General features: G+C 42.3%; 13 protein-coding genes and 1 pseudogene. 4 read left to right on the top strand and 10 right to left on the bottom strand.

What is annotated here, in order from left to right:
- Position 1: 1 nt before the first annotated feature.
- The 5 genes and pseudogenes from C3420_RS02790 to pilG all read right to left on the bottom strand — a co-directional run bounded on the left by C3420_RS02790 (position 2) and on the right by pilG (position 8108).
- Positions 2 to 4501: an Hpt domain-containing protein gene (locus C3420_RS02790; RefSeq protein WP_103799651.1), complete on the bottom strand. Its 4500-nt coding sequence runs from the start codon at positions 4499 to 4501 to the stop codon at positions 2 to 4.
- A 168-nt stretch (positions 4502 to 4669) separates the two neighbouring features.
- Entirely contained in the window at positions 4670 to 6739 is a 2070-nt protein-coding gene (locus C3420_RS02785; protein WP_071321158.1) for a methyl-accepting chemotaxis protein, read from the bottom strand.
- Between the two features lie 45 nt (positions 6740 to 6784).
- Entirely contained in the window at positions 6785 to 7321 is a 537-nt protein-coding gene (locus C3420_RS02780) for a chemotaxis protein CheW (RefSeq protein ID WP_004814765.1), read from the bottom strand.
- Positions 7322 to 7326: 5 nt separating this feature from the next.
- Positions 7327 to 7695: a response regulator gene (locus C3420_RS02775; protein ID WP_103799650.1), complete on the bottom strand. Its 369-nt coding sequence runs from the start codon at positions 7693 to 7695 to the stop codon at positions 7327 to 7329.
- Positions 7696 to 7725: 30 nt separating this feature from the next.
- A pseudogene (pilG, locus tag C3420_RS02770) lies at positions 7726 to 8108 on the bottom strand (twitching motility response regulator PilG).
- Between the two features lie 307 nt (positions 8109 to 8415).
- Here pilG and C3420_RS02765 point away from each other — a divergent pair.
- The 4 genes from C3420_RS02765 to C3420_RS02750 all read left to right on the top strand — a co-directional run bounded on the left by C3420_RS02765 (position 8416) and on the right by C3420_RS02750 (position 15204).
- Positions 8416 to 9075 (top strand): hypothetical protein, encoded by a 660-nt coding sequence (locus C3420_RS02765; protein ID WP_071321157.1) that lies wholly within the window; start codon positions 8416 to 8418, stop codon positions 9073 to 9075.
- A gap of 51 nt (positions 9076 to 9126) precedes the next feature.
- Positions 9127 to 10260 (top strand): efflux RND transporter periplasmic adaptor subunit, encoded by a 1134-nt coding sequence (locus C3420_RS02760; protein WP_103799649.1) that lies wholly within the window; start codon positions 9127 to 9129, stop codon positions 10258 to 10260.
- Between the two features lie 21 nt (positions 10261 to 10281).
- Positions 10282 to 13389: an efflux RND transporter permease subunit gene (locus tag C3420_RS02755; protein ID WP_103799648.1), complete on the top strand. Its 3108-nt coding sequence runs from the start codon at positions 10282 to 10284 to the stop codon at positions 13387 to 13389.
- A 96-nt stretch (positions 13390 to 13485) separates the two neighbouring features.
- Complete coding sequence (locus C3420_RS02750) at positions 13486 to 15204, top strand: proline--tRNA ligase (RefSeq protein ID WP_103799647.1); 1719 nt, start codon at positions 13486 to 13488, stop codon at positions 15202 to 15204.
- Positions 15205 to 15258: 54 nt separating this feature from the next.
- Here the strand turns inward: C3420_RS02750 and C3420_RS02745 are convergent, their stop codons facing one another.
- The 5 genes from C3420_RS02745 to dcd form a co-directional block, all read right to left on the bottom strand.
- Entirely contained in the window at positions 15259 to 16662 is a 1404-nt protein-coding gene (locus tag C3420_RS02745; RefSeq protein ID WP_005223032.1) for a hypothetical protein, read from the bottom strand.
- Between the two features lie 117 nt (positions 16663 to 16779).
- Positions 16780 to 19020 (bottom strand): DUF6160 family protein, encoded by a 2241-nt coding sequence (locus C3420_RS02740; protein ID WP_103799646.1) that lies wholly within the window; start codon positions 19018 to 19020, stop codon positions 16780 to 16782.
- 29 nt (positions 19021 to 19049) lie between these two features.
- Positions 19050 to 19775 (bottom strand): hypothetical protein, encoded by a 726-nt coding sequence (locus C3420_RS02735; protein ID WP_005223035.1) that lies wholly within the window; start codon positions 19773 to 19775, stop codon positions 19050 to 19052.
- Positions 19776 to 19787: 12 nt separating this feature from the next.
- On the bottom strand, positions 19788 to 21950 hold the full coding sequence (locus tag C3420_RS02730) for a hypothetical protein (RefSeq protein WP_103799645.1): 2163 nt from the start codon (positions 21948 to 21950) through the stop codon (positions 19788 to 19790).
- A gap of 235 nt (positions 21951 to 22185) precedes the next feature.
- Complete coding sequence (dcd, locus tag C3420_RS02725) at positions 22186 to 22755, bottom strand: dCTP deaminase (protein WP_004814752.1); 570 nt, start codon at positions 22753 to 22755, stop codon at positions 22186 to 22188.
- Between the last annotated feature and the right edge of the window lie 82 nt (positions 22756 to 22837).

Here is a 22837-nt window from a genome sequence, read left to right as displayed (position 1 = left end):
ATTACCCCTGTTGAGCAGCAATTAATTCTTGAACATTGGCAAGCAGCTCCGCTTCCTGGAACGGTTTACCCATATAGTGTGTCACACCCAGACTGAAGGCACGCTCACGATGCTTCTCCCCAGTACGTGAGGTGATCATGATAATTGGCAAGTTGCGGTGAATATCATGATGGCGAACCAGGTTAATTACTTCGAAACCATCCATACGTGGCATTTCAATATCCAGCAACATCAGGTCTGGACGGACATTTTCCAACTGTTCAATCGCGTCGACACCATCTTTGGCAGTGACAATATCATAACCCTGACGCTCTAACAGACGTGACGTTACCTTACGTACAGTTACCGAGTCATCGACAATCATGACCAGACGACGTGCATTACCACGACGCGACAGATCCTGCTGATCAGATAACTGTTTGATACGCTGAGTCGCCTGAACCTGACGGGCAATATTCTGACCATCCAGAATCAGACAGACCTGACCATCACCAAGAATGGTTGCACCTGCAATTACACCGACACTGGCAAACTGCTGCCCAATTGGTTTTACTACAATCTGTGCACGTGAGCCAACTAATTGATCCACCAGCAAAGCGATACTTTGACCACCATTACCCTTGATAAGGAGTACTGGTAATGAATGCGCGACATTGTTCAAACGTGGAATTGGCTGATTAGAGACAAACTCAGACAGATAGCGCAGCTTGTAGTTCACACCATCAATCTTGAAGTAATCATCCTTACTGTTGAAGTAAGTTTCCAGTGTTGCTGGTGCAATACGGACAATACGGTCAATCTGTGCCAGAGAAATGGCAAATTGCTGGTCACCTGCTTTCACCATCAAGGCATCACTGACTGCCACAGTGGTCGGTACGCGAATCGTAAAGGTCGTGCCTTTGCCCAGTTCAGAATTTACCGAAACGTGACCGCCCAGCGTTTTGATTTCGCTTTGTACCACGTCCAGACCAACACCTCGACCCGAAATCTGGGTGACTGCTTTAGCCGTACTGAAACCTGGATGGAAGATGAATTGCAGCAATTCTTCCTGATCCACCTGCTGTTCCGCTTTGATCAAGCCCAGACTGATGGCTTTAGCACGAATACTCTCCGCATCAATCCCCTTACCATCATCACTAAAGGAGATAATGACGTCGGTACCCTGACGGCTAATGTTCAGGACAATTGAACCGACTTCTGGCTTATTCAGCGCAAGCCGTTCTGCAGTATCTTCTAGACCATGGTCAATCGCATTACGCAGCATGTGCTCAAATGGGTTTACCAGACGTTCCAGAATGGTACGGTCGAGTTCACCTTCGGTATTCTGAACAATCAGCTCTGCCGGACGGTTCAGTGTGGTCGAAGTTTGACGTACAATACGTTGTAAACGTGGCAACATACGGTCAAATGGTACCAGACGGGTACGCATCAGACTTTCCTGAATCTCAGCCTGGATACGCGATTGTTGCAATAGCAAACCTTCGGTATCACGGATTTTTTCTGCCAACGTGGTCTTAAAGTCGACCAAGTCCGATGCAGATTCAGCAAGAGATTTAGATAACTGATTCAGGGATGAATATTGGTCCATCTCCAAGGGGTCGAAGTCAGCATAGCGTGAATTTTCTGAGCCATGTTTGGCAATAATCTGAGACTCCAGCTCGCCTTCCATACGGCGCAGCTGATCAGCCAGACGTTTGATCGCCAGTTCCATCTCATTTAAGGTATTGCCGAGTTGCCCCAGATCCATCTCGATACGCGAACGGTTAATTGCATTTTCGCCTGACAGGTCAATCATCTTCTCGACCAATTCGGCTGAAATACGGATCATCTCGTTATTGCTATCGCTTGAGGTGTTCTCATTCCACTCACCCATCATATTTGGTGGTTCAGTACCATCACCCTGGACAAACTCGAAACCAGTTGTAACTTCCAGATTTTCAGTTTTGGTCAGACGTTCAGGTAGCTGTGCAGTGACATCTACAAACTCAATCGCATCCAGCGCTGCTTTGATTTGCTCAAAACCATTGTAATCATGATCAAAAATGGCTTGACCCAGCCATTTCAGGGTCTTTTGTAGCAGACTGTCATAGGCATTGGAGTTAAAATGATGAACAGCAAACTGTTCAAATGCACTTTCCAGACCATAAGCAATACTTGCGATGCTTTCATTGCTGATCATGCGGGCGCCACCCTTGATACTGTGGGCAGCACGCTGAAGTTGCAGCAATAAGCTACGGTCACTTCGCTGATCGAACCATTGGTTCAGTAATTTTTCTGCATTTTCCAGAATCTCTTGCGATTCTTCCAGGAAGGTTTCTTCAACAATCGATTGCAGATCATCTTCATCAGCAAGCATAGATTCAGCTGACTCAGCCGTAAGTGTTTCGCCTGACTGATGTTCCTGAATTTGCTCATCTGATGCAGGAACAGATTCAGTTTCAAAGCTGTCTACTCGCTCAAGCGCTTGTGATTCCACAACGATCTCAGCAGATTCCGATGCATCGTCAATAACTTCTAGTTCTACAGAAGTCTCTGCTTCTACCGTCTCAACAGCAGCCACCGGAGTTGCAGTAGCTGTTCCAGCCACAAGTGCCTGGATATTTTGCAGCATATGAATAGCTTCAGGTGCCGGATAATCGATCTTGTCATCACGAATACTCTGGATACGGTCTGACACGTTATCCTGTACCAGTCGGATAATCTGGATCAATGCAGGTGTTACGGTAATCTGCTGACGGATCACGCGCTCATAAATACTTTCCAGCTCATGTGCAATCGAACCGATATGCGTGGCAGCAATCATGTTTGCACCCCCCTTCAGGGTATGCAAATAACGCATCAGATTGTTCAATGAATGAGTATTTTCAGGTTCTTTGGACCAGGTATTCAGGTCTTCATCAATGCCTGCCAGCAACTCATCTGCTTCTTCCAGGAAGATATCCAGCAAGTCTTCATCGAAATCACGGTTGGCATCTTCAGCGTCCTGCTGCTGACGATCCGCTGCAATACGCTGGCTGAGCCCAGTAAAATCAACTGCTGTGGATATATTTGACTCTACTGGGGCAGATACCGCAGTTTCAACAACTTTGTCTGTAGCGAATACTTCGATGTCTTGCTGTACAAAGGCAGACAGATCCGCCAGAAGTTTTTCAACTTCGGCATTCAAAATCACCCGCTGTCCTGCCGCGAGCGTATCGAACAGGTGAATAAATTCCTGGTGTGCCTGTGCAAACAGTTCGAAGGCATAATCACTTTCAAGCAAGACCGGTCTCGCCAGCAAAGCATCATAAGCTGCTTTTAACTGGGATGCGAATTCATGAATACCGATCGATGCACGGTTATCCGTATGTACCATCAGCTCTGCGGCTTGCTGGCTCAAAGCTTCAATATAATCTGGATATTCTTCAAGTACCCGCTTATCAAACTCAAATTCGGCATCCAGTAACTGATCAATATTCAGTTCAACCAGACGTGTAACCATACCTTGAGATTGATCAGCATCCTGCTGTTCAGTCACAGTAAAGCCATAGGTATCCCAGGCATCCTCAAAAGTAGCAGAAATCCCTGCCAGCTTTTCAGTATTACCTTGTTTCAATAGATGTAAATAATCACCGATAAATTCTGAATATTGCTGTAATAGTGCTGTTTCTTTGGAAGTTGAAGCAATTTCATCCTGAACCAGCGTTTTAAATAAATTCTCTACTTTAACGCTGGCCTCACAGATATCATCAATTTGTGCCATAGAAGAGCTGCCACGCAGGGTATGCAATGCACGAATCAAACCATTATAGTCTTGCTTGGCACTATTTTCGTGTTTCAGGAAATCATGGATTGTCGCAAGATGTTCCTCGGCTTCTTCAACAAAGATCGCCACCGTTTCTTCAAGGTCAGTACGTTCTTCAGCAACTTCTACTCGTCCTGCGGTAGCAGTTTCAGCAATCTCTACTCCTGATGAATCTGCTTCTGCAGTATCCGCAAGTTCAAGACCTGTTAGCTGACCTTCAGCAGTCAGATTGTCCGCAAGTAGCAATAATTCTTCAAGTGCCGGTTCTGGACTCAATTGCTGTTGTAATTGTTGTCCTAAAAGTACGACTGGACGTAAATCCACGGTTAATGGCTGTACCTGCTTAAAGCATGGATACAATACATATTGATAGATATTTAAAGTTGCTTGCGCGAACTTCTGAATGACTGGCGTTAATTTGATTGAACCGGAAAGTACGCGGTTCAAAGTATCTTCAACTGCCCAGGCAATTTCACCCGCCTGCTTCGCACCGACCATACGACCCGAACCTTTCAGCGTATGGAAATGGCGGCGAATGGTGGTTAATGTTTCTTGATGATCTGGTGTGGCAAACCACTGTGGCAATAAAGCATTTAACTCGACAAAGATTTCTTCAATCTCTTCGACAAATATCTCTAAAATTTCAGCATCTTGATCAAGATAACTATCTTCAGGAAGCGCTGTTGTTTCAACTAGATCTTTTAATATTTCTTTCATAGCTAAGGCTTCTTACGTTCTGCCGCCAAGAAGGGCGCTCAAACTTGATTGTGACCGTCACGCGAGACCTAACGTTTGAAGTTAAGTACATCTTGTCGAGGCTTGATCTGTATGTGGAGGTGTCCTAACCGGAATTAAGACACGCTCCTTCCCCCAAATTTGTCTGACTTATTCTGGAAGTTTAAAGTCAGATACAGATTCACGTAATGCATCGGCCATGTTGGCAAGTTCAGATACCGAACGTGCCGTATCGAAGGTTGCAGTCGTTGTTTGTGAAGTAATTTCCTGTACAACGTTCATCGTCGTTGCAATATGACCCGCAGATGCAGCCTGAAGTTTTGCTGCATCGGAAATGTTCGCAATCAGTTTTGCAAGGTTATTCGATACGGTTTGAATCTCGTCTAGTGCCACACCGGCATCTTTAGACAGGTTCGCACCACGCACAACTTCGGCAGTAGTCTGTTCCATCGAAATTACAGCTTCGTTGGTATCGGTCTGAATGGTTTTTACCAGGCCTTCAATCTGCTTGGTCGCAGATGCAGAACGTTCTGCCAGACGCTGTACTTCATCGGCAACTACGGCGAAACCACGGCCTGCTTCACCCGCCATAGATGCCTGAATCGCAGCGTTCAGTGCCAGGATGTTGGTCTGATCGGCAATATCGTTAATCAGTGCAACGATGTTACCAATCTCTTGAGAAGACTCACCCAAACGTTTAATACGTTTAGAGGTTTCCTGGATCTGTTCACGAATCGTATCCATACCCTCAATAGAACGATGTACAACGTCTGCACCATTTGCTGCAATTTGTACTGAACGTTCCGCAACGACAGCAGACTCTTCGGCGTTGGCAGATACCTGGTCAATCGACAGTGCCATTTCGTTAATCGCTGCAGATGCACCGGCAATCTCTTGTGCCTGGTGTTCAGATGCTTCGGCTAACTGGTTGGTAATGCTCTGAGTAGTTGCAGTATATTGTGCAACTTCCTGAGATGTTTCAGTAATACGCGATACCAGATCACGTAATTGATCGATCGCGAAGTTAATCGAGTCAGCAATCGCACCAGTAAAGTCTTCAGATACCGTTGCATATGAACGTAAGTCACCATCTGCAAGGTCTGCAATTTCGTCAAGTAAACGAAGAATCGCATTCTGGTTACGGTCATATTCTTCTTGTAGGCGAGTTACACGCTGTTTATCCGATGCACCACGTAATGAAAGCAAACGGAATACGCAAACAATGAAGCCAGCCAGGAAGGTAAGTAACAATATTGCCGGAATAACTGTTTTTAAGGTTGAACCACCTGACAGTTTGTTCAGGTTATCTAATAGTTGGTCAGATTGAGAAAAAATAGATGCAGATGCCTGACGTACTTTTACAATCTGCGCTGAGTTTTTCAAAATTGTAGATGCAGCTGACTGTAATACATCATCATATTCAGCTTTAATACCTTCTAATGACTCACGTAAGTTCGGATCATCAATACGTTGTACACCTAGTTGTGCTGAACCATCTAACTGTGCATTTAAGTAAGCACCGAATGTTTCAGTATCCGAACTGAAGTCATCTGCAGACTCACGTGAACCATCTGTACCGGTTAACACCAAGCTGATCGAACGCAAGATACGTTCTGCAATGAATACCTGGTTTTTGGCAATAACCACCTGGTTCGATGGCATGTCCTGACGTGCCATCTGATCGACCATCAAGTTATATTCTGCCTGAATCCCTGGAATCGCTTCACCAATCGCGATGTTAGTATCGTAAAGTTGGTTAATGATTTTTTGTTGTGAAGAAATCAGGTCAATACTTGAAGATACTTCGGTCCATTGCTTGTCTACCGCTTGCAGGGCTTCATTATTCGAATGGATACTTTTTACTGTTTCCAGATTTTCAGCAAATGACTGCTGTGATTCGGTCAGATTCTTCATTGCCTCAGGCGTGCCGGAAGCAGTCGCTTCAGTTGCTTGACGCGAAATGGTTTGTGAAAGTAGACGCAATTCACCCAAACTTTGTGTAAGTTCGTTGGCACGAGGAACGCTATAGAAAAGGTATAACAGCGTGATAGTTGCAGCTACGAGACAGCCAATTGCTCCGTAAATGAGTGGCTTAGACTTTTCACTATCACCAAATACACGTGATAGCTGATCTGCTTGTGATTGAATCTTGGCTAAAAAAGCATTACCGCCGCTGCGGCTACTCTCGCCTGTATTTTTCTTCTTAAGCTTAAAGCCCATAAAGCTTCTCCCCGAATTTACGCCCTTTTTACTTTCGTGCGACAATTAATTTATAAATTTTATAGATGCATTCATGTATTTTGGATTTTGCAACAAACGACTGAATAAAAAGACATGCCACTGCTGATTGTGCTGGTGGAAATACCCCTGACAATATTCCTGTAAATTTTTGTCTAATTCAGTTGTTTTAGAAAAGAAACTTTTCTTATTAAAGTGTTGAATCCCCAAAACCTGATCTACAACCAGGCCGACATACTGATCATTATGGTTAATGCATAATACTTTTTGAGTAGGTGAATACTGGCTTCTATGTCCAGACATGTATTGAGCCAGATCTGAAACTGAAAGCAGTCTGCCCCGAATATTTGCCAGTCCCACTACCCATGGCTGAGTATTGGGAACAGGTGTATATTTTGGCGGATAGATAACTTCCGATACTTCCCCGAGCGGAGCAACAAAATATTGCCCCATCATTTCAAAAGCAATGCCTGACCATCGGTTGACTTCGTTGTCATTGGAAACGTAGTTTTTGTTACCCCGTTTCGCAATCCGAAGCAGTTCGATAAATCCATTCGCTGCCATAGCGCTTATCCTGCATTGAGGTGTTGCTTAATCACATCAATTAACTGATTTTCATCTACAGGTTTGGTCAGATAATCTGCTGCACCCTGACGCTTACCCCATACACGGTCAGTTGCCTGATCCTTGGTACTTACAATGACAATTGGAATATGTTTGGTTGTTGCCCCACGAGCGATCTGACGTGTCGCCTGAAAACCGTTTACCCCTGGCATGACGACATCCATTAACACCAGATCAGGTAATTCTGTCTGCGCCATGGTCACCCCATCAGCCCCATTTGCTGCTTCAATCACGTCAAAGCCGTGCTTGGATAGAATTTCGCGGAAACGAAAAGTTTCGGTCGGTGAATCATCTACGATTAGAATACGTGGCATGCCAATTTCCCCAAGAAAAAATCAAATAAATTAAGCACTGATATGGTTGCGGATTGCGTAAGCAACTCATCTTTGCTAAATGGCTTGGTGAGATATTCATCTGAACCTACCACACGGCCTTTGGCCTGATCGAACAAACCATCTTTACTCGATAGCATAATAACAGGAATGTTCTGATAACTTTGCGAGTTTTTAATTAAGGCACAAGTCTGATACCCATCAAGGCGAGGCATCATGATATCTACAAAAACGATGTCGGGATTTGCTTCTGCAATTTTTGACAATGCTTCAAAACCGTCTACTGCGGTAATGACTTCACAACCTTCACGCTGAAGAAGAGTTTCTGCTGTACGACGAATGGTTTTTGAATCATCAATGACCATCACTTTTAGATTTTGGAATTTATCGTCCATTTCTTACCCCTTCCCATTCAGAAACCATAAGCGACCACAGGCTTATAGCGGAATTTTATATAAGTGTCGATTATTTTTAACATACCTGTCTAGAGATTATCAACGAGCATTTTCTACACAAGTAGTCAAAAAATTATAATTTCAATAACGACTTCACACTTTCCCTATTTCAATGATTTTTTTTTGAGTGGTAATAGTTTTTTATTGTCGGAATTAGGAATAATATACCAATATTATTACTTCTAATTAAGTAATTTAGTCAACTTTAAAAGAACTTTATTAGTAAACTTTTTTCGCGGAGCCGATAATGCGCCAGTTTGGGGAAAAACCTGCTTATATGGGTCAAAGAAAATCCATAATCAGGCAGACTGCTGTTTTAATGGTACTTATGCTGCAAACCATGTTGACTATTAGCCATGCATCTACAACAAATAACGTGCCTCAAAAAGCAAAATGGTATCGTTATTATGATCATAAGGGGGTAGCAAATATTAGCAGCAACGTGACCCCCAACCATATTCGTTATGGCTATGAAGCCCTAGATCAGAATATGCAGGTGATTCAGCGCGCCAAACCTTATAATGTTGAAGCAGATATTCGTCAGGCACCTCAACGCGCAGCACATGCCAGACAACAGGCAGAAGACCAGAAGTTAAAACGTGCCTATAATAATAGTCAGATTGCATTACAAAAAAAGAATGAAGTACTCTCTCAGCTGAAAAAGCAAATGGCTTTCCAACAAGAGCAACTTAAGCAGCTACAAAAAGATCGGATTATGTTTGTACGTCAGGAACGTGAATTTCTGCGTAAAGGTAAAAATGTACCTGAGCACCTTAAAAAAACCTTAGTTACCAATGAAAAAAATCTGACTGCACAAAAAGAAAATATTCAATCTTTACAAAGTCGCTATCGAAATCAGGAAGCAGAATACGACAGAATTATCCAGCGTTTAAAAGCGCTTGAATAATCTTTTATTCCTGATGCTGCTTCTGTGGTCAGCGCTATAAAAAGGACTCCTATGCACCCTGCACAGCATACTTATTTTTCGAAAAATAATATCAGTCGCTCTACTTTTGTCATGAGTCTGCTCTGTATGAGTCTGCTCCTAACTGCATGTAATAAACAAGAAACAGCTGATTCAACGCCCTCAAAAAATCAAAACACTGTAGAACTGATTACTCAAGACCTGATTGAGGTAAAGACAGGCAATGCTGTGCAAAAAACAGCATTTACCGGGACTATCCGTGCGGTAAATCAAAGTAGCATTCAGGCTCAGGTGACCGCTACAGCGACCAGTGTCAATGCTCAAGTCGGGCAACGCGTTCAGAAAGGTCAGGTGCTGGTTCGCCTGAATAATCAGGACAATGCTGCGCGTCTTGCACAGGCCCAGGCCAATCGTGCATCGGCTCAAGCACAGGCGAATCAGGCACGCCTCATGATGGAACGTAAGCAGCGCCTACTCAATCAAGGTTTTATTTCCAAAGCTGAATTTGAACAAAGCCGTGTCGACTATCAAACACAATTAGAAAATGTTCGTGCACAACAGGCCAATGTCGATATTGCACAAAAGGCAGATCGGGATGGCATCATTAGCAGCCCGATTAGTGGGGTAATTACCCAACGTCAGGTTGAGCCAGGTCAGACTGTCGCTCCCGGTCAAACCATTTTTGAAATTGTCGATCCAGATCAACTGGAAATTCAGGCTAAAGTGCCGAGCGACATGCAGGCTGACCTGAAAACTGGCAGTAAAATTGAATACCATATTCAGGGCAATCCAAACCTGCTTACTGCCAGTATCAGCCGGATTTCGCCTATTGCAGATCAGGCCAGTCGTCAGATTGAATTCTTTGCTCGTCCAAATGAAACCATTACTTCTTTAAGTATCGGCTCCTTTGTGGATGGCGAGATTCTCAGTGCTCGTCAGATTTCCGGACAACTGATACCTCTGGATACTATTCGGGATATTCAGAATAAGCCTTATGTCTGGGCTGTTCGCCAGAATAAGATCATCAAAGTAAATGTGGATGTACTAGAACAGCGTTATAACAATAATCTTGCCGTCGTTCGCGGACTTGAAAGTAGTGATCGGATCAGTCGAATCAGCTTCACGGATGCCGATATTAATAAAACCGTCACCCTTGGCCAGAACTAAAATCATAAAAGGATTATCAAGATGTGGTTGACGCGTATTAGTGTGAAGTTTCCTGTATTTACCATCATGATGATGTTCTGTTTGATGGTACTAGGCCTCGCTTCCTGGCAACGTATGGGTGTGGAAGAGTTTCCCGATGTGGATTTCCCCTTTGTGGTGGTCTATACCAACTATCCAGGTGCTTCTCCTGAAACGGTTGAATCTGAGATCACCAAAAAACTGGAAGACCAGATCAATACCATTTCTGGCCTTAAGCAAGTGATTTCACAATCCAGTGAAGGCCTGTCGATGATTACGGCAGAATTTAACCTGGATGTACCATCAACCACTGCTGCACAGGATGTGAGAGATAAAATTGCGTCTGTTACTGCTGATTTTCGTGATGAAATTCAGGAACCCGTGGTTGAGCGTTATGACCCATCTGCCAATGCAGTCATGTCGATCGTATTTGAATCCGACAAAATGGATCTCAAATCATTAAGTTCTTATCTTGATCAACGTATTGTGCCGCAGCTACGTACTGTTCCCGGTGTGGGTACAGTCAACCTGCTCGGTGATGCCCAGCGTCAGATCCGTATTCAGGTTGAACCACAAAAATTACAAGCTTTTGGGATTGGTGTAGACAGTGTCATTAACACACTGAAATCTGAAAATGTTGAAGTTCCTGGTGGTACGCTGAAATCTGGCAATTCTGAGCTGGTGATTGAAATCAATTCTAAAGTGCTGCATCCACAAGCCTTTGGGGACCTAGTCATTGCTAATAAAAATGGTGCGCCTATTTTCCTGAAACAGGTTGCCAAGATTGAGGATAGTCAGGCCGAACTGGAAACAGGTGCTTTCCTGGATGGCAAGGCAGCAGTGGCTATCGATATTCTGCGTAGTTCTGACTCTAATGTTATTGAAGTTGTCGATGAAACTTATAAAACTTTAGAAAGCATTAAAGCCCAGCTCCCGCAAGGTACGACCTTGCAAGTGGTGGTCGATTCCTCCAAAAGCATTCGTGGAACGATTGGCGATGTGGCACGAACCATCATTGAAGGGGCTGTGCTTGCAGTACTGATCGTATTGCTATTTTTAGGTTCTTTCCGTTCTACTGTCATTACTGGCCTTACTTTACCGATTGCCCTGCTTGGCACCTTAACCTTTATCTGGGCCTTTGGTTTCACCATCAATATGATGACGCTGCTGGCACTTTCGCTCAGTATTGGTCTGTTGATTGATGATGCCATTGTGGTCCGGGAAAATATTGTACGTCACAGTGATATGGGCAAAGACCATGTCACTGCCGCTCTGGATGGTACCAAAGAAATTGGTCTGGCTGTTCTCGCTACGACTCTGACCATTGTTGCGGTATTTTTACCCGTTGCTTTTATGGGCGGTATTATTGGTCGTTTCTTCTTCCAATTTGGCGTTGCGGTAAGTACCGCTGTGCTGATTTCCATGTTTGTCAGCTTTACCCTGGATCCAATGCTGTCTGCGCATTGGGCAGAGCGTAAAAAGGATCCAAATAAAAAACCTAATGCGGTAAAACGCTTTTTTACCTGGATTTCCAATAAGCTCGATGGCTTAAGCGATGTCTACGAGAAATTACTCAAACTGGCACTGCGTTTTAGATTGATCACGATTCTGATTGCAGTTGCTTCTCTATTTGGCGCTCTCGGACTCTCCAAATTGATTGGTACCGAATTTGTACCTGTACCAGACAAAGGTGAAATCCGGATTAAATTCGAAACTCCGGTTGATTCATCTCTGGAGTATTCTCGGGCCAAACTCCAGCAGGTTGATCAGATCATCCGTAAGCATCCGGATGTACGTGCGACTTATGGCGTCATTAATGGGGTTACCGATCGGGGCAAAAACCATGTCAGTCTGCGCGTCACCGTGACCCCACGGACTGAACGTGAAAAAACCCTGAACGACCTTAACAATGAATTCCGTGAGCGCTTGCAGTCTGTAGGTGGGATTACCATTACTTCAGTCGCCTCTGCAGATGAAACTGTTTCTGGGGGGCAAAAGCCCATCATGATCTCTATTAAAGGGCCAGATCTGGATGAATTACAAAAAATTTCTGACCGCTTTATGGCAGAGATTAGCAAAGTAGAGGGTGTGGTTGACCTTGAAAGTTCATTGAAAGAACCCAAGCCTACTCTGAGTGTACAGGTCAATCGTGTACTGGCAAGTGATCTTGGTCTTTCAGTTAATCAGATTGCCAATGTCATACGTCCGTTAATTGCTGGTGATGATGTCACCTCCTGGCAAGATGAAAAAGGTGAAACTTATGACGTGAATCTACGCCTGACTGAAGATAAACGTACTCTACCAAGTGACTTACAGAATATGTATCTCACATCAAATAAGACTGATGCGAATGGTCAACCAATCATGGTTCCCCTCTCAAGTGTGACAAAATTTGAGGAAAAACTTGGAGCATCCCAGATTAACCGTCGTGATCTGGCACGTGAAGTCTTGGTAGAAGCCAATACTGCTGGTCGTCCTGCAGGTGATATCGGCACGGACATTAGCAAGGTACAGGCTGATTTTAACTTACCACCGGGCTATAGCTTTGATACTCAAGGCGCCAATGCTGATATGGCCGAATCCGCAGGCTATGCCCTGACAGCGATAACTCTATCGATCGTGTTCATTTATATTGTACTCGGTTCACAGTTCAACAGCTTTATTCACCCAGCTGCGATCATGGCTTCATTGCCCTTGTCCTTGATTGGTGTATTCCTAGCCCTGTTCCTGTTTAACTCGACCATGAACCTATTCTCGATCATCGGGATCATTATGTTGATGGGTCTAGTGACCAAAAATGCTATCCTGCTGATTGACTTCATCAAGAAAGCCATGGATCGTGGCGAAGATCGCTATGAAGCCATTATCGCTTCAGGTAAGACCCGTTTACGTCCAATCCTGATGACAACGAGTGCCATGGTCATGGGTATGGTTCCACTCGCACTTGGACTCGGTGAAGGTGGTGAACAAAGTGCACCTATGGCACATGCGGTGATTGGTGGGGTGATCACCTCCACCCTGCTGACCTTAGTCGTTGTTCCAGTCATCTTTACTTATTTAGATGACTTTAAAAATTTTATGCTGCGCCATACACGTAAAATCATGTCATAATTTATTGCATAACAGTGGGGTGACATTCTGAAATGTTCACCTCATTTTTTATTGTATAATCTCTGCTTTAACGCTTAATTTTTTAGGACAGTTTCCATGCGCGCGAGTCGCTTTTTATTTGCAACGTTGAGAGAAACCCCGAACGATGCTGAAGTTATTTCACATCAGCTAATGCTTCGTGCCGGTATGATTCGTAAGTTGGCTTCAGGTTTATATACCTGGCTGCCGATGGGCGTTCGCGTATTAAATAAAGTTGAAGCGATCGTTCGCGAAGAAATGGATCGTGCTGGTTCATTACAGGTGTTGATGCCGGTAACTCAGCCTGCTTCACTTTGGGAAGAATCTGGCCGTTATGTTCAATATGGTCCTGAACTGCTTCGTTTCAAAGACCGTCATACCAATGATTTCGTACTTGGTCCTACACACGAAGAAGTCATTACTGATCTTGCGCGCAATGAGTTAAAAAGCTACAAGCAATTGCCTGCCAATTTCTATCAAGTACAGACTAAATTCCGGGACGAAATTCGTCCACGTTTTGGTGTAATGCGTTCACGTGAATTCATCATGAAAGATGCATATTCTTTCCATGCGGATCAGGAATCACTACAAGAAACTTACGACAAGATGTATGATGCGTACTGCAAAATCTTTACCCGTTTAGGTTTAAATTTCCGTCCAGTACAGGCGGATACCGGTTCAATCGGTGGTTCAGGTTCTCACGAATTCCACGTCCTGGCTTCAAGCGGCGAAGATGATATCGCATTCTCGACTGAATCGGATTATGCAGCCAACATCGAAATGGCTGAAGCAGTTCTGGTTGGTGAACGCGCTGCACCTGCTCAAGAATTAAAAGTTGTTGACACGCCAAATCAAAAAACCATTGCTGATGTATCTCACTTCCTGGGTACTGATCCTGCACATTCAGTGAAAGCTCTCCTCGTTCAAGGCGTTGCAAAAGAAGCTGGTCAGCCTGCTCCAGTTATTGCTTTGTTCCTTCGTGGCGACCACGAACTGAATGAAATTAAAGCTGAAAAGCATCCACAAATTGCTGCTCCTTTAGCGTTTGCAACTGAAGCTCAACTTACTGAACTTGGCTTAACGGCAGGTTTTGTAGGTCCACAAGGTCTGGTAGAAAAAGGGATTACGGTTATTGTTGACCGGGCTGCTTCTGTACTTTCTGATTTTGTTGCCGGTGCAAACGAAGCTGACAAGCATGCGACTGGTGTAAACTGGGACCGTGACGCACAATTTACTGAAGTTTATGACCTGCGTAATGTAGTTGAAGGTGATCCATCTCCAGATGGTAAAGGTACCCTTCAAATCAAGCGTGGTATCGAAGTCGGTCATATCTTCCAGTTAGGCAAAAAATACTCAGAAGCGTTAGGCTGTAAAGTCCTTGGCGAAGATGGTAAGCCATTTACTGTAACGATGGGTTGTTACGGTATCGGTGTGACTCGTGTGGTTGCGTCTGCAATTGAGCAAAACTATGATGAGAAAGGCATCATCTGGCCAGCTGCAATTGCACCATTTGAAGTTGCCATTGTGCCGATGAATGCACACAAATCACCGCGTACTTTAGAAGCTGCTGAAGCGCTTTATGCAGAGCTTCAATCTGCAGGTTATGACGTACTGCTGGATGACCGTAATGAACGCCCAGGCGTAAAATTCTCTGACCTTGAGCTAACTGGTATTCCACACCGTATCGTGATTGGTGAAAAAGGTCTGGATGCAGGCACTTTTGAATACAAAGGTCGCCGTGATGCTGAATCAGTCAACCTTTCTAAAGAAGAGTTATTGGCTAAAATTGCGAAATAATTTGTCTTTGAAGTAAAAAATCCCGCTAAGTGCGGGATTTTTTTATGTTTGAAATTAACAGAACTTGTGCCCGCCGAAACAGTTAGATGTAACCGACTGATTCTGCAAGACCTGATTTTGTAAGGTTAATCGCGCAGGCTGTCCAGTATAATATCCTGTATAGGCGCCAACATTGATATTCATTTTTCGTTCAATTGGGGTGCCTGCTAAAGAACCCAGCGCTTCAATCACTGATACATCTACATTATGATAACTTGCCATCAGCTCAGTAGTCAGTGCTTTAGCAACTTGTGGCAATACAGCAGACACATCTACCAAATCTTTTGTTTCTAAGTATCCCAAGTCAATTGGATCTTTAAACGACATCCACCACCCTGCTTTTGCTATATCTTTATCGTCAGCGCCTAACCACTGCACATCACGGCTTTGCAAAGACAGATATCCACCTGTACCGGATAATGGAATGTTATGAATCATATTTAAGGCTTGAACAAAGGTAATATCCATATTCAAGTTTTCTAAGGTTGATCCTTTTGCCATTTTAAAGAATGAGTGATCTCCGACCTCAATACTCCCTAATGAAATTAGAGCAGGAAACGTGACATATAGCTGGTCTTTAGAAAAGTCTGGTGTGCCATTTACGTCAGGCCCATACGAACCACTCTCTGATGCAGCAAGTGGAATAGATGTTAAGGTAGAACGAATACCAGAAACGACTGCTGAGTTAAGACGTTTACCGGTTACGACTGTTTCTGGCATCACAAAATCTGCACGCATCGAAGGTACAGTAATTCCAGTATGACCTTCAGCACCAGGTTTACTGGTATAAGTACGGTCTTGTCCTAAAGCGGTTAATGTACCACTAATTTTCTGATCTGATGCATTACCAAAGGTTGCAGCCTTAGTATAGGAGTGACCTTCTGTTTGAGCCATTTTCATATAACCACTGAAGCTTTTAATTCCGTCTTGTGGATCTGGAATATTGTCCGTACCCAAGGTCAGTAAGCCTAAAATTTCTTCTGCACCTAGACGAAAACCCACAACTTCACGTGTAGCTGTCTGATTACCACTGATTGCAAACTCAATAAATGGATTGGTAATTTGAGCACTGGTTGCAGCACGTTCACCCGTAAAACTTGGAGAGCCATCGGTCTTTTGCCCTGTTGCTGGACCACTTAATGATATATTGGAAATATCAATATCACAGGCATTTGCACCATTCATCCCACCACAGCCCAATTGGAGACTTTTAATATTAACATTAAGTTCCATTAATGCTTCTAGGCCTAGTTTATGAAACTTGATACCTTGCCCTGAATCATAATTAGTCTGCATATTTAAAAGAGCTTGGCCTTCTACTGCTGCCAGTTCCTGATCCGCTAAAGCAGTTAGAGCAATCCCTTGCTGTGATGTTGCTAGTATTGCAAATGCAAGACTGCTCATTATTATTTTTTTCATCTTATAATCCCATGAAGTATCAGTTACTCAATTTAGAACAATAATTCATTAACATTTCATTATTTATCTTACTTACCAGTATGTGACACAGCACACTTCTGTAAGAAGATGACCCTTTTAACGTGGCGTTATTCCTAAAGTACTACGCATCGTTCCACCTGTTAACGCAATTGATGCCATATTCTGCATAGTATTATTAGTGGTCATTGCGAAATTGGTTCTAAATGGGGTTGCCAGATCCTTAGTATGATTCAAGTCAATCTGACTATCCAAGGTCACTGTATCTGTACTTAATTTAACTTTTGTATTAAAACCTAAATTTCCTTCCAGACTGTTCAAAGTTAATGCTGAACTTTGTACAACCTGACCATTTTCACCAATATCTTTGTTGATTAAACTAAAATAACTACCTACATAATTCTCATCATTACGTTGCGCAGCAGTTAAATCTTTAAATTTGAAATTACCTTTCAATCCAAGGAAGTTACTATCAGGATCAGCAGGAGTCGGATCTACTCCTGGAATAATGCGTAGTTCACCTGAACCATCTAGTTTTAAAGCAATCGTAGTCAAAACATCATCAGGTTTTGAGAAGCTATCGTTAGCAACTACAGCACCACATAGCGCAGATCCTGAAGTACAGTTATATTTTGAACCAGGCAATTGGCCAATGGCTAATTCCGCTTGTGCTGCAATTAATAAATCATCTGCACGAATATATAGTCCACTATCTTCATAGCTAATCACACCTTCAGCTTGAATCAGAGCATCAATGTTACGTAAACCAGCATAATAATTCACAGCTTCGCCATGTACGCCATTTTGACCATCAATTAAAAGAATAGAGGTGGTACTTGGCAAACCCGTTTTAGCATCAATACCATAACCCTCGGTTGATGCAAGAACATTGTAAGCTATCCCCTGTTTACCATTATAAGTTGTACCGGTCAAAGCTACATTGGCATTCAGGTTATAGACTGGAATACCTATACCCCAAGAACCACCATCGCCTGTAAGAGCGGCAATCGAATTGTCTGAAATAAAGCGCGCTTTACTGGCGATTGACTGAAAGTCCATGCCACGTACTGCTATAAAGGCATAATTTTCAGTAGACTTTAGATTTTGCTTACGAATATGATCATTCTGCATTAAGGTATTTTTTAAATTTTCATTTATCAGAAAATCTAAGCTTTTACCTGAAATCGTATTGACATAAATATCACCAAAATCAATATAAGCATTTTGCTGCTTTGTAAGTGCCCTTAAATTAGAAAACTCAATTGCATAACTTCCTTTCCCTGTATGACCTATTTCTAATGTTGTTGGTGTATTTTGGCTATTGGACGCATTGGTGAAATCAGTGGATATACCCAAATGCAAGCCACCAGTATTGGTGATATTTTCATAACCTGTTAAAGCATTGTAAGTCTGACCATTGGTATTGACTCCAAATTTAGTAATATTAGACTGATTACCATTCATAAATATTTTTGCGTTGGTTATATCGCCTGATGCGCCCATACGCATAATATTTTTGACTACTGCTTTAGAAGTTGCATCTTGTTGGGTTACATAACGCAAATCCAGATTTATACCAGGATTAGTAGCGCCAGAACGTCCCGCTGCCACATCAGTGTTATCAGCAACACGTCCTAAATGCACAATATTAGTTTCACTATTAATATTCGGTTTTTCTGCAGTATTGTATGTACTTAGGACAATACCTTCATGCTGGTTTACAGACATATATCCAAAACCAGAGAAGTTAAAATTAAAGTCTTTTAATAGGGTTTTATTATTCCCTAAGGCATGACTTATATTCGCATTTTGCAATTGAAAATCTAGATAAGCGAGCTCTTTACTGTTAAATAGCCCTGCTTGTGTTTCTAAAAGCATTTTTATTGGAGAGTTGGTTTGTATACCCAACTTACCCAAGCTACTTACATTTGCCACATTCCGATTGATAGCATGACACGTTGCTTCACTACAGTTTTTTTCAACAATATTTAAGTTTGCCTCTGCATTAAATGGATCAACACTAAATGCCAGCCTGATCCCTGTGCCGACCTCTGTAGCACCTACATCAAGATGTAATTGGCTCACTATAGGATTGTTATTAACACCTAATACATTTACTTGATGCAGCCCCAAACCTCTTTGTACATTCTGATCACCGGTAGGATCAAGCCAGTTGGCTTGTTCAATGTACACTTTTGAAACTTCGTGGGTAAGGCTAAGCCCGTCTTGACCTGTAACTTGTCCTAAGTCCTGATCTTGGATAGCCTCTAAAGCATAGGTTTGTTGTGCCAAAAATACACATACAGTGAGGAGTTTTAATTGCATTTTTTTTGTTTTCATATTGATATCCTTATCCTTCACTTAAGATTTTAGCAACGGCTTTGTGCCCCACCTGAGCAGTTATAGCTAAAGATTTTCAATTTTCCAGACATATGCATATTGCCATGCACATTGAGCCCCATAAAACCTTTTTCTTGTCCAAGATCAAATTGAGGAACTGCTTTTTCTGCAGTTGTAATGTTTCCGTTAATATCGGTAATTTTTTCTACGTATGTGTCATATTTATCGACATTTAAATAACCTTCTTCTTTATTATCTGCCTCGTCTGTAGTCCCTGTTTCAACCGCTAAGGTACTAAACCCAAGATTACGTATTTTAAGCGGACTTTCATCATAAAAAGTGACTTGCATCGCAGCTTGGGGAATATTCCGATAATTAATGATAGTAGCCCCATCTATAGAAAAACGGTCAATTTGCAAGGTACCCTGAATATCTTTAAAAACCAGCCATTTCTTATTGCCATCCTCATCCACATGATTATTAGGTGAAATAGCCAAACGACAGAACAGATTATCTGTACCACATGAATTTGCATCAAAATCGTAATATACAGTTGCAATGCCGTTTTCAATTCCATGAATATTTTTAAGATTTGGGTTAGTAGCATATCGATGATTTAAAGAAAAGGTCCAACTTAGGTCTGCCCCCCCTTGTCCAACTACCTCTTTCATTTCTTGTTGATTTAAATTCACTAAATTGGCATAGCTAGATAACGATACACACATCAAGGTCGCTAAGGTCATTTTCTTTAACATGGCTAACTCCCTTTATAGTCCTGTCGTTTTAATTTTTAGATGTTGGATCAGCACCCCATCAATTGCCACTGAACCAAAGTTTTTAAACTCGGTTCCATTTTCTGCGGTGCTCTTGAACATAATTCCCGTCGCATTGTCGCCTTTATTTGCATCTAAAAGGTTGCCTGGCAGATGATCTACAGTACCAATTGAAATACTACTGTGAGTTGCATTCCGCCCTTGATATTTTGTGACCGTATCCCGATCATTGGCTTTAATTGCTGTGCCACAGGTATACACATTACAGGTAGACCCTTCTAGGCTGCTGGTTCCTAAGTATTCAGTCAGACCATATTGTGTGTTATAGGCAGTATCACCCGGTTTAAAATTACTACTCTTATAATTCTGGTAGATTTTATTGTAAATTTCTGGAATATCTGGAATACGGGTAACCTCCAAAATAATATTATTACCTTCTGAACCCACTATAAAAGGCTGATACATATTACCGAGGACAAGATTGATATTAGGACTATATAAATACAAGCCTTCCTGTTCTTCAAAAATTGGGGCTGGTGTACCTCGCACCATAGCAGGTGTAACGACCGTATTATCTTCGTTTTCAACTGCTGAGCTAATACGAATACCACGTGCATCCAGATTTGAATCAAGTTTACTCAATGTCGCTGGATTATCATTGGTATTCAAACGTAATAATGCGGCTAAGCCTAAAGTCTTATTATAGTTTGCATCATTTGATTCAGCTGTTTGGAATAAACGGACTTGCGAACCATTTAGACTTAAGCCATTGGCCACCACTTGCATACGTAGCCGTTGATCTAACTCTAAACCTGAAGTCGGCGCACCTGTTGCTGGATCAATCTGGTTACTTGAATCCAGACTTCTAGAAAAGATATCCGTCCAGAAACCTAGTTTTATATTGTTGTCATCTGCAGTCGCATATTGAGGGATTAATGCCAATGGTGCTTCTAGTGCTAGATAACCGATGTTTTTATCTGCATTTTTAAACTGTTTAACTCGCTCTGTACCTGCACGGAATAACCAAGGGTTTTCAGCTGAACCCCAGTTAAACCCTTCATTGCTATAACGTGTGCTTAATGAGCCATCACTTTTAGATAATGCCAGACCGTATATAAAAACATCTGCCTTGGTCTTTAAGGATTTGACCGGGGAATTTGCTGCCGCCTGTAATGCGCTGGCTTCAGCAGCCGCAATAATTAATGCCAAGATTTGTTGCGTTGCTGCGTCTGCAGCATCTTCAGCGAGCTGAGTGGCATTATATTTTGCACGTAACTCTGCAGCAAGACGCTCTCGAGTAATTTCATTAGAAATCAGACTATTAACTGTTGCAGTAATTTGATCGGATCTGACGAAGTTAGTTAGACTTTTATAAAATGTCGAATTGGTAAGATCACTATTAGCAGTCAATGCACCTGGACCATAAAGTAAATTAATCATTTCATAAGTATTACCAAGGGCATACTCTTTGGCTTTTTTTTCATAACCTAAAATACCTGTAGGATCAAGACTTACGGATGATAGAGAATGTTTTGTGGTGCCATCTGTTGCTAATCCTGGGCCATCTTTATAAATACCATCCCATCCCCATGTTCCATTCCTATAATCTGCAAGACGTTGTGTGTAATATTGTTGAATAATAGGAGTCTTGAACAATGCTTCACGCGTATCTAACAAAAAGGTTTCTCTTTTTGCTTCAGCATCAGTCTCGATATTAGCGCTATAACTAGTTAATAATGTAGAATATTGTGAGTTATAAGTGGTGTCATAAGTATTTTTATACAGCATACTATAATTTTGATCTGCTTTCCCCTGTAATACACTTTTATTGTATGTATCCGCATACACACGATCATAGGCACGTTGTCCTAACTGGGTATAGTTTTCCCCTGTAGGAATAATGCGAATGAAACCTGTATCTGCTTGACCAGGATTATCAATGTCACGGGTATAACTAGAGCCTGCCGATACATCATTCGGTGCCTGAAATACCATTTTGAAATCATTTAGAGTAAGTGCAATCCCTTCCCCTGTCGTATCTGCTAAAGATTCATCCGATAACTGCTGCAAAGCATAGGTAGAAGGCATGCATAACAAACTCACCATGCTTGCTAAACACGATTTTTTAAAGATGGAATGTTTACCGTTCAAAATCATCTTCACTGTCCTTTTATTATCAGATGCTCCGCATCTTTATCTTTCAGCTTCCCAGCTGCAATTTCTATTTTTGAATGATGCATCGTGCATCTTTTAATTAGATTTCTGCATCCATTATGCTTATTTTCCATTCAGATGCAAAAAGCAAAGTGCTGAATAGCCAAGTTTCCGATGAATGAAAACTCAAAAAAATAAACGGGACCTTAAGCCCCGTTTATTCAATACTTTAAACTAATTATGCTTTTGGCAAAGTCACACCAGTCTGGCCCTGATACTTACCGCCGCGGTCTTTGTATGAAGTTTCACAAACTTCATCAGATTCAAAGAACAGCATCTGTGCTACCCCTTCACCCGCATAGATACGTGCAGGAAGGTTCGTCGTATTGGAGAACTCAAGGGTGACATGACCTTCCCACTCTGGTTCAAGTGGAGTCACATTCACAATAATACCGCAACGCGCATAGGTAGATTTACCTAGACAAACAGTCAGTACATTACGTGGAATACGGAAATATTCTACAGTACGTGCAAGCGCAAATGAGTTAGGCGGGATGATACATACATCAGATTCGATGTCGATAAAGCTTTTTTCATCGAAGTGTTTCGGATCTACAATTGCAGAATGCACATTGGTAAATACCTTGAATTCACGTGCACAACGAACATCATAACCATAGCTTGATACACCATAAGAAATGAGTTTTTCACCATTCTCATCAAAACGAACCTGGTTCTCTGCATAGGGTTCGATCATGCCATGCTTTTCGCTCATTTCGCGAATCCAGCGATCAGACTTAATTGCCATTGGTACTAATCCAAAAATCTTAAATTCAGTTATTGCGACGTACTTTAACTGAAATTCACCTCAATGAAAATAAGTGTTCTTT

Source organism: Acinetobacter sp. ACNIH3 (genome assembly GCF_002918965.1).
GTDB classification, from domain to species: Bacteria; Pseudomonadota; Gammaproteobacteria; order Pseudomonadales; family Moraxellaceae; genus Acinetobacter; species Acinetobacter schindleri.
The sequence above is the reverse complement of the archived record's forward strand: the minus strand, read 5'-3'. Positions and strand labels throughout refer to the sequence as shown.

Excerpts from the sequence above, each read along its gene's own strand:
- C3420_RS02750 (WP_103799647.1), top strand. The coding sequence starts at position 13,486 with ATGCGCGCGAGTCGCTTTTTATTTGCAACGTTGAGAGAAACCCCGAAC.
- dcd (WP_004814752.1), bottom strand. The coding sequence starts at position 22,755 with ATGGCAATTAAGTCTGATCGCTGGATTCGCGAAATGAGCGAAAAGCAT.
- C3420_RS02775 (WP_103799650.1), bottom strand. The coding sequence starts at position 7,695 with ATGCCACGTATTCTAATCGTAGATGATTCACCGACCGAAACTTTTCGT.
- C3420_RS02785 (WP_071321158.1), bottom strand. The coding sequence starts at position 6,739 with ATGGGCTTTAAGCTTAAGAAGAAAAATACAGGCGAGAGTAGCCGCAGC.
- C3420_RS02760 (WP_103799649.1), top strand. The coding sequence starts at position 9,127 with ATGCACCCTGCACAGCATACTTATTTTTCGAAAAATAATATCAGTCGC.
- C3420_RS02735 (WP_005223035.1), bottom strand. The coding sequence starts at position 19,775 with ATGTTAAAGAAAATGACCTTAGCGACCTTGATGTGTGTATCGTTATCT.
- C3420_RS02780 (WP_004814765.1), bottom strand. The coding sequence starts at position 7,321 with ATGGCAGCGAATGGATTTATCGAACTGCTTCGGATTGCGAAACGGGGT.
- C3420_RS02740 (WP_103799646.1), bottom strand. The coding sequence starts at position 19,020 with ATGAAAACAAAAAAAATGCAATTAAAACTCCTCACTGTATGTGTATTT.
- C3420_RS02790 (WP_103799651.1), bottom strand. The coding sequence starts at position 4,501 with ATGAAAGAAATATTAAAAGATCTAGTTGAAACAACAGCGCTTCCTGAA.
- C3420_RS02755 (WP_103799648.1), top strand. The coding sequence starts at position 10,282 with ATGTGGTTGACGCGTATTAGTGTGAAGTTTCCTGTATTTACCATCATG.
- C3420_RS02765 (WP_071321157.1), top strand. The coding sequence starts at position 8,416 with ATGCGCCAGTTTGGGGAAAAACCTGCTTATATGGGTCAAAGAAAATCC.
- C3420_RS02745 (WP_005223032.1), bottom strand. The coding sequence starts at position 16,662 with ATGAAAAAAATAATAATGAGCAGTCTTGCATTTGCAATACTAGCAACA.
- C3420_RS02730 (WP_103799645.1), bottom strand. The coding sequence starts at position 21,950 with ATGATTTTGAACGGTAAACATTCCATCTTTAAAAAATCGTGTTTAGCA.